We start from the raw sequence: 16249 nt of genomic DNA on the forward strand, positions 1-16249 counted from the left end.
TGCAGGACGCGGTCTTCGCCGACTGCGCAAGGCACTGGGAATGCGGTTTTGGCCGGGATTTACCCGGCACCTTTCACCAATGAGAACGGATGGCGTCTTGAAATAATTAGTCGACAGGCTTGATCGCCAACGGGGCTGGCATGCGACAGCGTGTCGCAGTTCTCACTCTGCACCTTTGAGGAGCATTAGTTATCTTTCTCAATTGACAATCATTATCATTCAGCATAATTTGTCGCTCGATGTGTAGGACGCCCCCCCTCGGCCTCCCACCCAACCTATTGGCAGCAAGGTGATTTCCATGACGGAACAAGTATCCACAAGCAGGTGCGATTCACCGCTACTTCAGGCCTTCGTCGACAACCGACTGATTCTGGTGAAAATTGCAGCGCGGATTACCGGCTGCCGGTCGCGTGCTGAAGACGTGGTCCAGGATGCGTTTTTCCGGCTGCAATCGGCGCCGCAAATCACGTCGTCCTTCAAGGCTCAGCTCAGTTATCTGTTCCAGATCGTGCGCAACCTGGCGATCGACCACTATCGCAAGCAGGCGCTGGAGCAGAAGTATTCCGGGCCGGAAGAGGAAGGTCTGAACGTGGTGATTCAGGGCGCTTCGCCGGAAACCTCGCACATCAATTTCTCGACCCTGGAAAACATTGCCGATGCACTGACGGAGCTGCCAAGCCGCACCCGCTACGCGTTCGAGATGTACCGCCTGCACGGCGTGCCGCAAAAGGACATCGCCAAGGAACTCGGCGTCTCGCCGACCCTGGTGAACTTCATGATTCGCGATGCGCTGGTGCACTGCCGCAAGGTGTCGGGCAATCGTGTGGATACCTTTGCCCGTCGCTAAATCTGAAATTTGCATCGCCCCCAATCGCGAGCAGGCTCGCTCCCACATTGAATCTCCAGTGAACACAAATCTGTGAACACCCGAGATCAACTGTGGGAGCGAGCCTGCTCGCGATTGGGCACTCAAGACCGCAACAGATCTTGAGCCTTACGCCTCAAGCCAACGCACACCGATCAAAAAACCGCTCACGCCCCAACACCATCAGCGCCGCGCGCTTGTGCGGAAAGTCGAACTCTTTCTCGCAGTGGTAACCCTGGTTCTGCATGTACCCGATCATCTTCGCGTTATCGGCACGAGGCTCGGCGACCACTCGCTGAGTGCGCGGATCATCGAGAAACAGGAAATGCGTCAACGCCGATAACCAGCTCGCCACCTTGTGCGGGCCGCGGTGATTTTCTTCACCCACCAGCATGTGGATACCGCGGTCGTAATCGCCAGCGTCATAGAACGGCGCGATGCGATCTTCCTTGGCCCAATAGGCTTCGAAATAGGCAAACGGCTGATCATCGAAACAACCGATCAGCGTCAGGGTGTGCGGGTCGGCTTCGAGTTTGCTCAGGTATTCACGGTGCTGCTCGAGGCTGCCCTCCTCCTGCCAGAAACTCGCCACCCGCGGGCTGTTCTGCCAGCGATTGAAACGCGCCAGGTCCAGATCGATGTCCACGGTGCGCAGGGAAATCCAGGCACCGAGCCGCGCATCGAAGCGCCGATAGACTTCGCCGCTTGGTTTTAGCGGACGCCGTGGATGGCGCTTGCCACCACTGATGACCATTTGCTGCGGATAAATGTCGGTCAGCGCCTGGCTCAACCACGGCTGAGGCAGCTGCCAGAACAGCGTGCGTTCGCAGCGGTAGTGGCCGGTGGTGTCGGCGGGAATCAGCAAACCGCTCGCCAAGGCGTTGGTGGGTGATTGCGGCAGTTGGAACGTCAGGTACTGGCACGCCGGATCACGGGCAAACAGCCAATAGCAGGCTGCCCAGAGCGCCTGACCTTCAGACGTGTCAAAGCGCTGTTCGACCTGCACCGTCAATTCGGGTTCGCGAGTCAGACGCAGCTCGATCAACGGCTGCCCTTCCAGGCTGAGGTGCAGGCGGCTCTCGGTTTCATCAGCTACAAGACGGCTTCCGTCGGGCAATGCCAGGGCAGTCAGGTCATTCAGATTGGGCATGGGTCGGGCTCACGATAATCGTCTACAGTTCAATCATGTGACGTGAGCCGGGGCAGGAAATTTAAGCGAAGTCGCGAATGACGCGACCTAAGGCGCCCTTCAGGGTTTGGGCACTGGCACCACTGCGATCTTGTACGGATCGAAAATCTTCAGCATCTGGCCATTGTCCCGCAACCCTTGCAGCAACTTGCCGAACGCCTCGCCGCTGATGGGCGCGGCCGGACGCAGGATCGCGTAATGGTGATACACCTGATCGATGCGTTGCGACACCAGCAGCTGATCGGCCACTTGCTCGTTACGCAGCAGGTAATCGCTCAGGTAGGAGCGCGTCACCAGAGCAATGTCGGCCCGCCCGCGCAACACCATCAGCAGATTGCTGTCATGGGAATAGGTCAGCGTGGCGTTGTAGTTCTGCGCGAGGAATTTCGGGTCGGCATTGAAGTTGGCGAACTCATAGTGATAGCCACTGAACACGGCCAGACGCTTGCCGGTCAGGTCGGCAAAATAGTTCTGCTGTCGATCCGGTATCCGTTGTGCGACAAAAATCTCGGCGTCTTCCAGCCCCATGTCGACGCTGATGTGGGGAATGTCCTTCCAGCCCCAGTCCGGGTTCTCGAAAATCGCCATGTCGACCCGCCCCTGCTTGAAATCACCGAATCGCCGGGGAATCGAAGTCGGCACGAGAACGAACTGATAGTCGCTCTGCAATTGATTCAGGGCTTCCACCAATTGCGGCAGCAGACCGGTGTCGGCACCGGATTCGGGGCGCACGGTATAGGGAGGGAAATGTGCGGCACCGACCCGCACCAGTTGCGCAGCCTGGGATGGCAACACCCAGACTGCCACGAGCGACGCCAGCAAAAGCCGCGTGGCCGTCCTAATTGGCGAAGACATCAAAACTACCCACTCCCCAAAAAATACGCATCAATGCATTCAAGCTAGGCGGTTTCGGCCACTTAGCCAGTTTCCTGCCGGATCATGACAACTTATTGCTTTTCTTCGAGTACCAGAATCAAGGCTTCATCGGCCAATTGATCAAGGCTCATGCTGCCGTCGGCACGAAACCAGGTGGTGGTCCAGGACAACGCACCCGTCAGAAAACGACGCGTAATGAACACATCGCCGCGGATAAAACCGGCGTCCTTGGCTTCCCCCAACACCTGCAACCACAGCGCTTCATAAATATCGCGCAATGCCAGCACCTGCGCCTGCCCGTCTTCGGACAGCGAACGCCATTCATACACCAGCACCGCCATGGCCTCGCCGCTGCCGCCCATGATCGACTGCAATTCGCAACGAATCAGCGCCAGCACCCGCTCGCGTACATTGCCGGCCTCGGCCAGGGCGGCGCGCATCAACGCCGTGTTGTAACGGATGGTCTCTTCCATCACCGCCCGCAGGATCTCGTCCTTGCTTTTGAAGTGATGAAAGATGCTGCCCGACTGAATGCCCACGGCACCGGCCAGATCGCGCACAGTAGTGCGTTCATACCCTTTGTTGCGGAACAGGTGAGCCGCCACTTGCAGCAGTTTGCCGCGGGCGCTGTCAGGGTCGGTCAATTGGCCGTTGTCGACCAATTCGCGCATGACCCCCAGGGCTTTTTGCTCGTCCACCCGTTCTCTCCTACAGTCGATCAATCAAATGCACCGCCCGCCGCTAAAACAGCGGGGTTGCGCGGGCAATTTAAGCTGGCGACGGCAACCAAGCAAGCGCTCGGGCAGAAGATATTTCAGCCGTTTACAAACCAAGCGCTTGCTTGGTAGTCTCGATGCACTTCTGTCGGAGGTGGTTATGGAATGGGTTGCGCCTGAAACGATTCGCATCGGATGCGCCAGCGCGTTCTGGGGCGATACCTCGACCGCTGCCGCGCAACTGGTGGACGGTGGGCGTCTGGACTATCTGGTCTTCGATTACTTGGCCGAAATCACCATGTCGATCATGGCCGGGGCACGGATGAAAGACCCGCAGGCGGGCTATGCCGGCGACTTCATCGAAGTCCTCAGCCCGTTGCTGGGGCAACTCGCCGAACAAAAAATCCGTGTCATCAGCAACGCCGGCGGGGTCAATCCACAAGCCTGCGCCGCCGCACTGCAAGCAGCGTGCGACAAGGCTGGCGTCTCGCTGAAAATTGCCGTGCTGCTGGGCGACGATCTGCAACCGCAGTTCAAACAGCTGAGCAGTCGCGGCGTCCATGAAATGTTCAGCGGCGCGCCCCTGCCATCGATGTGCGTCTCGACCAACGCCTACCTCGGCGCACCGGGCATTGTCGAAGCCCTTCGCCTGGGTGCCGACATCGTCATTACCGGACGCGTCGTCGACAGCGCGGTGGTCAGTGCCGCGCTGGTGCATGAGTTCGGCTGGTCCTGGCATGACTACGACAAGCTGGCCCAGGCCGCATTGGCCGGGCACATCATCGAATGTGGCGCCCAGTGCACCGGCGGCAATTTCACCGACTGGCGCGACGTGCCCGATTACGAACACATTGGCTTCCCCATCGTTGAAGTCAGCGCCGACAGCCAGTTCATCGTCAGCAAACCCGAGGGCTCCGGCGGCCTGGTCACGCCACTGACCGTCGGCGAACAAATGCTCTATGAAATCGGCAACCCCCAGGCCTACTTGCTGCCTGACGTGGTCTGCGATTTCACCCAGGTCAAACTCGTGCAACAAGGTAAAAATGCGGTCCGGGTGCATGGCGCCAAAGGCTTGCCGCCGACCGATCAGTACAAGGTCAGCGCCACGTACCCGGACGGTTTCCGCTGCACCGCCAGTTGCCTGATCGCCGGGATCGATGCGGTGGCCAAGGCGGAACGGGTCAGCCGGGCGATCATCAACAAGACCTCGGATATTTTCAGCCAGCGCGGCTGGGCGCCCTACAGCGAAGTGAACATCGAACTGCTCGGCAGCGAAGCCACGTACGGCCCCCACGGCCAACGCCAGGACAGCCGCGAAGTGGTGATCAAACTCGCGGTGCGCCATCCGAGCAAACAGGCATTGATCGTGTTCTCCCGGGAAATCGCCCAGGCCGCGACCGGCATGGCACCGGGGCTGACCGGGATTGTCGGCGGACGGCCGACGGTGTATCCGCTGATCCGGCTGTTCTCGTTCCTCATCGACAAAACCGCTTGCACGCTGGACATTGATCTCCAGGGCCAGCGCCACCCATGCGCCCTGCCCGCCGTCGATGTGCTCGACCCAAACGACTTGCCGGTTCCATACGACCCGCCGCAACCCACCGGCCGTGCCGATGCCAGTGTGCCCCTGATCAAACTCGCCGTGGCGCGCTCCGGCGACAAGGGCAATCACAGCAACATCGGCGTCATGGCCCGGGAGCCCGAGTTCCTGCCCTGGATCGCCGAAGCCCTGACGCCCGAGGTGATGGTCGACTGGATGAGTCACGTCCTCGATCCGGTTCACGGAAGGGTCGAGCGCTGGTATTTGCCCGGCACCCACAGCTTCAATTTTCTCCTGGAGAACGCCCTCGGCGGTGGCGGCGTGGCCAGCCTGCGGATCGATCCGCAAGGCAAAGCCTTCGCCCAGCAGTTGCTGGACATCCAGATTCCGGTGCCCCAGCGCATCGCTGACCAGGTCAACTAGAGGACTGTCGTCATGGCGTACGATTCGATTTTCAAAGCCGATCTGTTTGCAGGCCAAACCATCATCGTCACCGGTGGCGGCAGCGGCATCGGCCGCTGTACCGCCCATGAGCTGGCGGCACTCGGCGCCCATGTGTTGCTGATCGGGCGCAAGGCTGACAAGTTGAAAAACGTCGCCGCCGAGATTGCCGAAGACGGTGGCAAGGCGGATTGGGCCACCTGCGATATCCGTGAAGAGGAAGCGGTCACGCATCTGGTCAGCGAGTTGATCCGCAAGCATGGGCCGATTCACGGGCTGGTCAACAATGCTGGCGGGCAATACCCGTCACCGCTGGCCTCGATCAATCAGAAGGGTTTCGAAACCGTGATGCGCACCAACCTGGTGGGCGGCTTCCTGATGGCCCGGGAAGTGTTCAATCAGTCGATGAGCAAACACGGCGGCGCCATCGTCAATATGCTCGCCGACATGTGGGGCGGCATGCCCGGCATGGGCCACTCGGGTGCGGCGCGTTCGGGCATGGACAACCTCACCAAGACCGCGGCTTTCGAATGGGGTTATGCCGGGGTGCGGGTCAATGCGGTGGCGCCGGGCTGGGTGGCCTCGAGCGGCATGGACACCTACGAAGGCGCGTTCAAAGCGGTGATTCCGACCTTGCGCGAGCACGTGCCGCTCAAGCGTATCGGCACAGAATCGGAGGTCAGCGCGGCGATCGTTTTCCTGCTCAGCCCGGCGGCGGGCTTCATCAGCGGCAGCACGCTGCGCATCGACGGTGCGGCGAGCCTTGGCGGGCGGGCGTGGCCGATTCACAAGGCGCAAAACAGTGAGTCATATAACGGCTTTCACCGCGCGTACTTACCAGAAGTGCTCAGTCCCGATGTACTCAAGGACAAGGAATAAGCCATGCCGGTGATCCAGTCACAAGTAGACCCGTTCAGCGAACAGTTCGCGCAGAACCGCACTGCGATGCTGGTCGGCATCGAACAGGTCCGTCAGCTTGAACAAAACCTGCTGAACAAGGCGGCCGAAGCCAAACCCAAATTCGACAAGCGCGGCCAATTACTGCCCCGGGAACGCCTCAATCTGCTGCTCGACCCCGGTGCGCCGTTCCTCGAACTGGCGAGCCTGGCCGGCTACAAACTGCACGACGACAAGGACGGCAGCTCGGCCGGTGGTGGCTTGATCGCCGGGATCGGCTACGTGTCCGGTGTGCGCGTGCTGGTGGTGGCGAACAACAGCGCGATCAAGGGCGGGACCATTTCCCCCAGCGGCCTGAAAAAGTCCCTGCGCCTGCAACAGATCGCCATGGAAAACAAACTGCCGGTGATCACCCTCGCCGAGAGCGGCGGCGCCAACCTCAATTACGCGGCGGAGATTTTCGTCGAAGGCGCACGCAGCTTCGCCAATCAGGCGCGGATGTCGGCCCTGGGGTTGCCGCAGATCACCGTGGTTCACGGCTCGGCCACGGCGGGCGGCGCTTATCAGCCGGGGCTCTCCGATTACGTGGTGGTGGTGCGTGGCAAGGCGAAGCTGTTCCTGGCCGGCCCGCCGCTGCTCAAAGCCGCCACCGGCGAAGTCGCCACCGATGAAGAACTGGGCGGTGCCGAGATGCACGCGCAAACCGCCGGCACCGCCGAATACCTCGCCGAGAACGATGCCGATGGCGTGCGCCAGGTGCGCGAGATCGTCAGCCTGCTGTCGTGGAATGCACGGTTACCGGCAGCGCCCGCCCGCTACTGGGAAGACCCGCGCTACCCGATCGACGAGTTGCTCGGGCTGATTCCCGACGACCCGAAAAAACCCTATGACGTGCGCGAAATCATCGCGCGGATTGCTGACGGTTCGAGCTTCCTCGAGTTCAAGGGCGAGTTCGATCAGCAGACCATTTGCGGCCATCTGCACCTTCAGGGCCGCGCCTGCGGGTTCATCGGCAACAACGGCCCGATCACGCCCAAGGGCGCGAGCAAAGCGGCGCAGTTCATTCAGCTGTGTGACCAGAGCCGCACACCGCTGCTGTTTTTCCACAACACCACCGGGTTCATGGTTGGCACCGAATCGGAACAGCAAGGCGTGATCAAACATGGCGCGAAGATGATCCAGGCGGTGGCCAACGCCCGGGTGCCCAAGCTGACCATCGTCGTCGGCGGCTCCTATGGCGCCGGCAACTACGCGATGTGCGGGCGCGGCCTCGACCCGCGTTTCATCTTCGCCTGGCCTAACAGCCGCACCGCCGTCATGGGCGGCGCACAGGCGGGCAAGGTGCTGCGAATCGTCACCGAAGCCAAACAGCTCAAGGACGGCCTGGTGCCCGACCCGAAAATGCTCGACATGCTGGAACAAGTCACCGCGCAGAAACTCGACAGCCAGTCCACTGCGCTGTATGGCAGCGCCAACCTGTGGGACGACGGGCTGATCGATCCGCGGGATACCCGGACCTTGCTCGGTTACTTGCTGGACATCTGTCACGAGGCCGAAGTGCGGCCGCTGCAAACCAACAGTTTTGGCGTCGCGAGATTCTGATCGCGGATCACAGGAGAACAATAAAAATGATCTTCACCCAGGAACACGAAGCACTGCGTCGCACGGTTCGCCAATTCGTCGAGCACGAGATCAATCCGCACGTCGATGAATGGGAGAAGGCCGGACGCTTTCCGATCCACGAGATCTTCCGCAAGGCCGGCGACCTCGGTTTGCTGGGGATTTCCAAACCGGAAAAATTCGGAGGGATGGGACTCGACTACAGCTATTCGATCGCAGCCGCCGAAGAGTTCGGCACGATTCACTGCGGCGGGATCCCGATGTCCATCGGCGTGCAGACCGACATGTGCACCCCGGCCCTCGCCCGCTTCGGCTCCGATGAACTGCGCGAAGAATTCCTCCGTCCGGCGATTACCGGCGAACAGGTCGGCTGCATCGGCGTCTCCGAAGTTGGTGCCGGCTCGGACGTGGCGGGATTGAAAACCACCGCCCGCAAGGACGGCGACGACTACGTGATCAACGGCAGCAAAATGTGGATCACCAACTCGCCGAGCGCCGACTTCATCTGCCTGCTGGCCAACACCTCTGACGACAAACCGCACGTCAACAAGTCGCTGATCATGGTGCCGATGAACACCCCCGGCATCAGCCTCAGTTCGCACCTGGACAAGCTCGGCATGCGCAGTTCGGAAACCGCCCAGGTGTTTTTCGACAACGTGCGCGTGCCGCAACGCAACCGCATCGGCCATGAAGGCGCGGGTTTCATGATGCAGATGCTGCAATTCCAGGAGGAGCGTTTGTTCGGCGCGGCGAACATGATCAAGGGCCTGGAATACTGCGTCGACAGCACCATCGAGTACTGCAAGGAGCGCAAGACCTTTGGCAGCGCGCTGATCGACAATCAGGTCATTCACTTTCGCCTGGCCGAACTGCAAACCGAAATCGAATGCTTGCGGGCGCTGGTCTATCAGGCCACCGAGCAGTACATCAAAGGTCAGGACGTCACGCGCCTGGCGTCGATGGCCAAACTCAAGGCCGGGCGCCTGGGCCGTGAAGTCAGCGACAGCTGCCTGCAATATTGGGGCGGCATGGGCTTCATGTGGGACAACCCGGTGGCCCGCGCTTACCGTGACGTGCGGCTGGTGTCGATCGGTGGCGGCGCCGACGAAATCATGCTGGGGATCATCTGCAAACTCATGGGCATCCTGCCGGGGAAAAAGAAATGAGCGCCCTGCCGGTGTGCCAGACCTTGCTGCTCGAATCCCATAACGGCGTGCTGCACATCACCCTCAACCGCCCGGAAAGCCGCAATGCCATGAGCTTGCAGATGGTCGCCGAACTGCGTGCGGTGCTGGCCGCGGTGCGTGATGATCGAGCCGTTCGTGCGCTGGTGATCGGTGGTGCCGGTGGGCATTTTTGTGCCGGCGGCGACATCAAGGACATGGCCAATGCCCGCGCTCAAGGTGCGGACGCCTATCGCGATTTGAACCGGGCGTTCGGCGCGCTGCTGCAAGCAGTGCAACACGCCCCGCAAGTGGTCATCACGGTGCTGCAAGGCGCAGTGCTCGGCGGTGGGTTGGGGCTGGCCTGCGTCAGCGATGTTGCCCTGGCCGATCACAACGCGCAGTTCGGTCTGCCGGAAACCAGCCTCGGTCTGCTGCCCGCGCAGATCGCGCCGTTCGTGGTCCAGCGCATCGGCCTGACCCAGGCACGTCGACTGGCACTGACGGCCGCGCGTTTCGATGGCACCCAGGCGCGGCGCATGGGATTGGTGCATTTCGTCGAGCATGACGCGCAAGCCTTGGCCGAGCGCCTCGATGAAATCCTCGCCCATGTGTTGTGCTGCGCACCGGGGGCGAATGCCACAACAAAAAGACTGTTGCTGGCGAGTGCGGGACAGCCTTCGGATGCGTTACTGGATGAGGCGGCCGAGTGGTTCAGCGAAGCGGTGACCGGGGCGGAAGGGGTCGAGGGGACGATGGCGTTCGTGCAAAAACGTAAACCGGGGTGGGCCATTTAGAAGCTTCGCGGGCAAGCCCGCTCCCACATTGAAATGCATTCCAGGTGTGGGAGCGGACGTGCTCGCGAAGAGGCCATCACATTCACCGCAATAACAAGGGAACAACCCATGCCCGGACTCAGCAAAATCCTCATCGCCAACCGCGGTGAAATCGCCTGCCGCATCCAGCGCACCGCCCATGCCCTGGGCTACCGCACCGTTGCCTTGTTCAGCGATGCCGACGCCGACGCCTTGCACGTCCAAATGGCCGACGAAGCGGTCAACATCGGCCCGGCCCCGGTGCAGCAGTCCTACCTGAACATCCCGGCGATCATCGACGCCGCCCGGCGCAGCGGTGCCGACGCGATCCATCCCGGCTACGGCTTCCTCTCGGAAAACGCCGAGTTCGCCCTCGCCTGCCAACACGCCGGCATCACCTTCATCGGCCCGAGCCCCGAAGCGATCGAGTTGATGGGCAGCAAGCGCCTGTCGAAACTCGCGATGCTCACGGCCGGCGTGCCGTGCATCAAAGGCTATCAAGGCGCTGAACAGGACGATGCGACCCTGAGCCGCGAAGCTGAACGCATCGGTTACCCGCTGATGATCAAGGCCAGCGCTGGCGGTGGCGGGCGCGGCATGCGCTTGGTGCACAGCGCCGACGATTTGCTGGAACAGCTGCGAACTGCGCGCTCCGAAGCAGTGCACGGATTTGGCAGCGATGAACTGATACTTGAGCAAGCGCTGATCGATCCGCGTCACGTCGAGGTTCAGGTGTTCGGCGACCAGCATGGCAACCTGATCTACCTCGGCGAGCGCGACTGTTCGATCCAGCGTCGCCACCAGAAAGTCATCGAAGAAGCGCCCTGCCCGGTGATGACCAGCGAGTTGCGCCAGGCCATGGGTGAAGCGGCGCTCAAGGCCGGGCGCACGGTGAATTACGTGGGTGCCGGCACTGTGGAATTCTTGCTGGATGCCCGCGGGCAGTTCTACTTTCTGGAGATGAACACTCGGCTGCAAGTGGAACACCCGGTGACCGAATTGATCACCGGCCTTGATCTGGTGGCCTGGCAGCTGCATGTCGCCGAAGGCCTGCCGCTGCCTTTGAAACAAGAGGAAGTGCAGCTCAACGGGCATGCCATGGAAGTGCGTTTGTACGCCGAAGATCCGGCCCAGGGCTTTTTGCCGCAAACCGGTCGAGTCGAGGCGTGGGAGCCTGCCTTGCAGAACGGTGTGCGCATCGATCATGGCTTGACCGAAGGCCAGGACATCAGCCCGTTCTACGATCCGCTGCTGGGCAAAATCATCGCCCACGGCGCCACCCGCGAAGAGGCCCGGCGCAAACTGCTGCGGGCCGTGCAGGACAGTGTGCTGCTGGGCGTGCAAAGTAATCAGCGCTTGCTCGCCAGCCTGCTGCAACACCCGCAATTCATCAGCGGCGAATTCAGCACCGGCTTCATCCCGAGCTGTTTCGCCGACCATCCTTGCCTGCATCCGCCGGTGCCGAGCGCCGAAGAGCTGGCCATTGCTGCCGCGCTGTTCTACCACGCTTCGGCGCAAGCCCATCCCGCCCCGCTGGCCGGTTGGCGGAATAACGCCAGCGTGCCTCTGCATTTTCGAATTGGCCTGGAGGATCAGGACTGGCCGGTGGAATTGAACGCAGTGCCTGACGCACCGTACCGTTTGCAAACCGGCGACCGAACCCTCGAATTGAAGGTCATCCAGTGCGACGGGCATTGGGCAACGCTGGTGATCGACGGCATTCGCCAACGTCACGCCTACCGCCTGACGGCCGGGCAACTCTGGCTGTTCACCCGTCCGGGCAGCCTGCGCCTGGTTGATCGGACCCAAGCCTTGGTCAGCAGCCAGGCCAGCGTCAGTTCCGGCACCCTCAAGGCGCCCATGGACGGGGCGATCGTCGACGTGCTCGTCAGCGAGGGCAGCCCTGTCAGCAAAGGTCAGCTGCTGGTGGTGCTTGAAGCGATGAAAATGGAACACCCGCTCAAATCAGGTATCGACGGGGTGCTTAAACGCTTGCAGGTGCGGGTCGGCGATCAGGTCAAAAATCGTCAGATTTTGTTGGAGGTCGAATAAGCCGCTAGGCGGATCCGCCGGCTTTGGCTACGCTCAAGCCCTATCACGACGCGGATACCAGGAACCCTGCAATGCCTCACTGGCTGGTGATCGATCTGGAAGCCACCACCGATGACGGTGGCTGGCCAGTTACGGAAATGGAAATCATCGAAATCGGTGCCACCCTGGTGGACCGCAAAGGGCGCGAAGTGGATTACTTCCAGTGCTTCGTACGGCCATTGCGGCGTCCGCTGCTGACGCCGTTTTGCCGGGAACTGACGCACATCACCCAGGCCAACGTCGACGCCGCGCAGACGCTGAGCGAGGTCTGGCCGTCGTTCGAGCAATGGCTCGGGCAGCATAAATCGAAGCTGGAGGGCTGGGCCAGTTGGGGCGATTACGATCGCAAGCAACTGCTTCAGGAATGGCAGCGGCTGCAACTGACCAGCGTTCTGGCCAGCGTGCCGCACATGAATCTCAAGCAGCGCTTTGCCAAGGCCCGGCGCCTGGAGCGTCCGCTGGGGCTCAACGGCGCGTTGCAACTGGCGGGCATGCAGTTCAACGGCCAACAGCATCGGGCACTGGAAGATGCGCGCAATACGGCGCGTCTGTTGCCACAGGTTCTCCCGCCGGAGAGGTGACGGCGTTCAAGGCCTTGTGCATACTGGCCGGCCCTTTTTAGCCCTTTTCGAGGAATCGCCCATGTTTAAAGTCAACGAGTACTTCGACGGCACCGTCAAGTCGATCGCCTTTGGCACCGCTGAAGGTCCTGCGACCATTGGCGTCATGGCTCCGGGCGAATACGAATTCGGCACCAGTCAGCGTGAAATCATGCACGTGGTGACCGGCGCCCTGACCGTCAAACTGCCTGACAGCACCGATTGGGAAACCTTCGCCGCCGGCAGCCAGTTCAACGTGCCTGCCAACAGCAAGTTCCAGCTGAAAGTGGCCGTCGACACCGCTTATCTGTGCGAATACCGCGGCTAAACCCCCGGGTTTTCACAGCGACACAAAAATGCCCGGGTCCTTTTGGGACCCGGGCATTTTTTCATCCAGAGTGTTTACTCCAGGATGGTGACTTCCATACCGACTTCAAGTTGGCCGTTGCTATCGTTGACCAGATTCTGGCCGAACATCGCGCCGTCGGCTTCGGAACGGTATTTCTGCAACGTCGCCAGAGGTTCGCGATCATCGCTGCGCAAACCGGTTTGCGGGTCGATGGTGGTCAGAATGCAGCGTGAACAGGACTTCACCACACGGAACTCGACATCGCCGATGCGGATACGCTTCCAGGTGTCTTCGGCAAACGCCTCGCTGCCCTCGATCACCAGATTTGGTCGAAAACGCAGCATTTCCAGCGGTCGCCCGACCTTTTGCGACAGGTCTTCCAGGGACGCCTGCCCGATCAGCAACAGCGGGAAGCCATCAGCGAACGCCACTTGATCGTCTTCCCGGCCATAGCCCGCTTGCGTGGTGCGCGCGCGATCCAGAGGAATTTGCACCAGGCGCGTCGACTTTCCAATGAACTCGCTGACCCAGGCACCGGCCTCATCACCGGCATCGGGCACCCGCAGACTGTCTTTGAAGATCGTCACGCCGCGCAGTTCAGCGTCGCTGGTTGGCAATGCAATGTCGATGGCTGCGCGTCCGGGAGCACTGAGGGTCAATCCGCCGTCGGCATTCCACAACGCCGACAACTGACTCATTTGCCCCACTGCGCGCTGGGTCAGGAAACGCCCGCTGGCCTCGTCCACCAGCATCCAGCGTCGATCACCGTCCAGTCCCAGCTTGTCGAGGCTGACCTGTTGCAGGGTCTCGCCCTTGCCGGATTTCAACGGATAACGGTAAAGCGCGCTCAGACGCAGCATGGCCAGCTCCCTGGTGGGCAAAAAACGCCACCCTATACGAGCTTGATCGCCAAATCAAAGGCTGAAAACCGCTCCGTGTTTACCTTGTGGGAGCGGGCTTGCTCGCGAACGTGGTTAAACATTCAACATTTATGTCGACTGTTCCGCCGCCTTCGCGAGCAAGCCGGCTCCCACAGGTTGACCGTGGGTAACCGTTAAATCGTGATCAGGCCGGCACTTCGTCGAGCATCAGGCGCTGGCGAACCACGTCGACGAGTTTGTCCGGCTGGAACTTGGAGAGGAAGTTGTCGCAGCCGACCTTCTTGACCATCGAATCGTTGAAGCTGCCCGACAGCGACGTGTGCAGCACCACGTAGAGGCCGCGCAGGCGCGGATCGTTACGGATTTCGGTGGTCAGGCGATAGCCGTCCATTTCCGGCATTTCCGCATCGGTAAAGACCATCAGCAGTTTGTCAGTCATCGACACGCCGGTATCGGCCCAGGCCTTGAGCATGTTCAGCGCCTTCAAGCCGTCGCTGGCAATGTGCATCTTCACGCCCAACTGGCCCAGGGTGTCGCGCAATTGCGACAAGGCCACGTTGGAGTCGTCCACCAGCAGCACTTCACGGCCACGGGCGCGTTCCAACACCGGATCGTCGAGTTTCTCGCGCGAGACCTTGGCGTTGTACGGCACGATTTCGGCCAGGACTTTTTCCACGTCGATGATTTCCACCAACTGATCGTCGACCTTGCTGATGGCGGTCAGGTAGTGCTGGCGGCCGGCGCTGGTCGGCGGCGGCAGAATGGCTTCCCAGTTCATGTTGACGATGCGGTCCACGCCGCCCACCAGGAACGCCTGCACCGAGCGGTTGTACTCGGTGACGATGATCGTGCTTGTAGGGCTGGGCACCAACGGACGCATGCCGATGGCCTGGGACAAGTCGATCACCGGCAACGTCTGGCCACGCAGGTTGACCACGCCGCATACAAACGGGTGCCGCTGGGGCATCAGGGTCAGCTTTGGCAGCTGCAACACTTCCTGCACTTTGAAGACGTTGATCGCGAACAATTGCCGACCGGCCAGCCGGAACATGAGAATTTCCAGGCGATTCTCACCCACCAGTTGCGTGCGTTGGTCTACCGTGTCGAGAATGCCGGCCATTAATGACTCCTGGGCTTGTACTGATGAATTCACTAAAGAGGGTTATCGGCTGTTTTAACCAGACCTTGACCCTGGGACAAAATGCCACGATCGGGCATTGATGTCACATTAACATCATGCTTTACTGGCGCTGTGATTTCATCTGCTTCATTCCCTGCGGCGCGACCTCGGTTTGCACGTTAGGTTCCCCTGTGTAAGGGATTCCCCTAGTAACAATCAGGCCCAACCTGATATTCGCAATATCCAATAGCCATTAATGTGACGCCATTCTCATTGCATGAACGGAGTCAGGCTTTTGTGTGCGATCGCAGGTCAGTGGCCATCCACCCTCTCGAGTTCCCCAGCCTGCGCCCAGGCCTGCCGGAGCGCGATCTCATGCCGGCACGGCAGCGTCGAGACGTTGGACATCTTCGTCGACACACACGACATCCCCTCATTTGACATGACGTTGTGGAGATAAGCATGCCGAACGACCCTAAACTGTGGGCTCAGCGCTTTCCGGAGTTCCTCGTCGAGGCGGAAACTCTCCTGGCCAAATCGGAGGAGTGCCTTAGCCACCTGCAGTTGATCAGCAATGACAAGGACGCAATCGATTGCATGCTCAGCAGCCTGCTCAAATTAGCGAGCAAAGCCGATGCCCTGGCACTGGAAGCGGTGTCCGAATTTTCGCTGCACATCCATGGCTTGCTGAACCACGCCCAAAGCCACATGGAACTGCATGAACAAGCCCTCGGTGCGTTGAAGGACTGCTTTACGTTGATGGCCTGGCAACTCGAACTCATCGACCAGACCACCGGCCAACTCAGTCTGGATGACAGTGAACAAACTTCGCTGATCGAAGCCTTTGCGTTTCAGGTCGGACAAAGTCATTTTCAATTACCGGTTAATTCCAAACCGTTCACGCTCGTTTCCTATTCGGAGCGCCAGGCTTAATTCGTCCGATAACAATGCCGTGCTGCGTATTCTTATTGCCATGACGCCGCTCAAAAACTTGAGTGCGCTCATGTCGCAATTGAATATTTCATACCTGTGAACGGCAGTTCGATACGAATAACTATTCCCCCGCCAAAACTTTTTCCATTGTAGA

15 protein-coding genes are annotated in these 16249 nt (G+C 60.4%); 10 read left to right on the forward strand and 5 right to left on the reverse strand.

Annotation, left to right across the window (positions count from 1 at the left end):
• Window positions 1-298: 298 nt before the first annotated feature.
• Window positions 299-847 (forward strand): RNA polymerase factor sigma-70, encoded by a 549-nt coding sequence (locus ACA053_RS19865; protein ID WP_010461205.1) that lies wholly within the window; start codon window positions 299-301, stop codon window positions 845-847.
• 154 nt (window positions 848-1001) lie between these two features.
• Here ACA053_RS19865 and ACA053_RS19870 read toward each other — a convergent pair whose 3' ends face one another.
• The 3 genes from ACA053_RS19870 to ACA053_RS19880 all read right to left on the reverse strand — a co-directional run bounded on the left by ACA053_RS19870 (window position 1002) and on the right by ACA053_RS19880 (window position 3628).
• Complete coding sequence (locus tag ACA053_RS19870) at window positions 1002-2015, reverse strand: GNAT family N-acetyltransferase (protein WP_497393493.1); 1014 nt, start codon at window positions 2013-2015, stop codon at window positions 1002-1004.
• Window positions 2016-2114: 99 nt separating this feature from the next.
• On the reverse strand, window positions 2115-2909 hold the full coding sequence (locus ACA053_RS19875; protein ID WP_497393495.1) for a substrate-binding periplasmic protein: 795 nt from the start codon (window positions 2907-2909) through the stop codon (window positions 2115-2117).
• A gap of 92 nt (window positions 2910-3001) precedes the next feature.
• Window positions 3002-3628 carry a TetR/AcrR family transcriptional regulator gene (locus ACA053_RS19880; protein WP_109633544.1) on the reverse strand — a complete coding sequence of 209 codons (627 nt, stop codon included), beginning with the start codon at window positions 3626-3628 and terminating at the stop codon, window positions 3002-3004.
• Between the two features lie 178 nt (window positions 3629-3806).
• On the opposite strand from ACA053_RS19880, the gene ACA053_RS19885 reads away from it, so the two are divergent.
• The 8 genes from ACA053_RS19885 to ppnP all read left to right on the forward strand — a co-directional run bounded on the left by ACA053_RS19885 (window position 3807) and on the right by ppnP (window position 13140).
• Window positions 3807-5609, forward strand: coding sequence for an acyclic terpene utilization AtuA family protein (locus tag ACA053_RS19885; protein WP_109633546.1), 1803 nt, complete (start codon window positions 3807-3809; stop codon window positions 5607-5609).
• Window positions 5610-5621: 12 nt separating this feature from the next.
• On the forward strand, window positions 5622-6506 hold the full coding sequence (locus ACA053_RS19890) for an SDR family oxidoreductase (protein ID WP_109633548.1): 885 nt from the start codon (window positions 5622-5624) through the stop codon (window positions 6504-6506).
• Window positions 6507-6509: 3 nt separating this feature from the next.
• A complete protein-coding gene (atuC, locus tag ACA053_RS19895) occupies window positions 6510-8126 on the forward strand; it encodes a geranyl-CoA carboxylase subunit beta (protein WP_497393496.1) in 1617 nt (538 codons plus the stop codon).
• Between the two features lie 26 nt (window positions 8127-8152).
• Window positions 8153-9310 (forward strand): citronellyl-CoA dehydrogenase, encoded by a 1158-nt coding sequence (atuD, locus tag ACA053_RS19900; protein ID WP_497393497.1) that lies wholly within the window; start codon window positions 8153-8155, stop codon window positions 9308-9310.
• Entirely contained in the window at window positions 9307-10104 is a 798-nt protein-coding gene (locus ACA053_RS19905; RefSeq protein WP_109633553.1) for an enoyl-CoA hydratase/isomerase family protein, read from the forward strand. Before atuD ends, ACA053_RS19905 begins: the two co-directional genes overlap by 4 nt.
• A 108-nt stretch (window positions 10105-10212) precedes the next feature.
• Entirely contained in the window at window positions 10213-12174 is a 1962-nt protein-coding gene (locus ACA053_RS19910; RefSeq protein WP_497393498.1) for an acetyl/propionyl/methylcrotonyl-CoA carboxylase subunit alpha, read from the forward strand.
• Between the two features lie 71 nt (window positions 12175-12245).
• Window positions 12246-12794: a 3'-5' exonuclease gene (locus ACA053_RS19915; RefSeq protein ID WP_497312744.1), complete on the forward strand. Its 549-nt coding sequence runs from the start codon at window positions 12246-12248 to the stop codon at window positions 12792-12794.
• Window positions 12795-12855: 61 nt separating this feature from the next.
• Entirely contained in the window at window positions 12856-13140 is a 285-nt protein-coding gene (gene ppnP, locus ACA053_RS19920; RefSeq protein ID WP_010461229.1) for a pyrimidine/purine nucleoside phosphorylase, read from the forward strand.
• Between the two features lie 74 nt (window positions 13141-13214).
• Here the strand turns inward: ppnP and ACA053_RS19925 are convergent, their stop codons facing one another.
• The gene (locus ACA053_RS19925; RefSeq protein ID WP_497312746.1) at window positions 13215-14021 is read right to left on the reverse strand and encodes an MOSC domain-containing protein; all 807 of its coding nucleotides are present in this window, start codon (window positions 14019-14021) and stop codon (window positions 13215-13217) included.
• Between the two features lie 205 nt (window positions 14022-14226).
• Window positions 14227-15162, reverse strand: a complete 936-nt coding sequence (locus ACA053_RS19930) for a chemotaxis protein CheV (RefSeq protein WP_131060074.1) — start codon at window positions 15160-15162, stop codon at window positions 14227-14229.
• A gap of 462 nt (window positions 15163-15624) precedes the next feature.
• Between ACA053_RS19930 and ACA053_RS19935 the strand changes: the two genes are divergently transcribed.
• Window positions 15625-16095 (forward strand): hypothetical protein, encoded by a 471-nt coding sequence (locus tag ACA053_RS19935; protein ID WP_497393499.1) that lies wholly within the window; start codon window positions 15625-15627, stop codon window positions 16093-16095.
• Window positions 16096-16249 lie beyond the last annotated feature (154 nt).

This window comes from Pseudomonas sp. LBUM1672 (genome assembly GCF_059695655.1).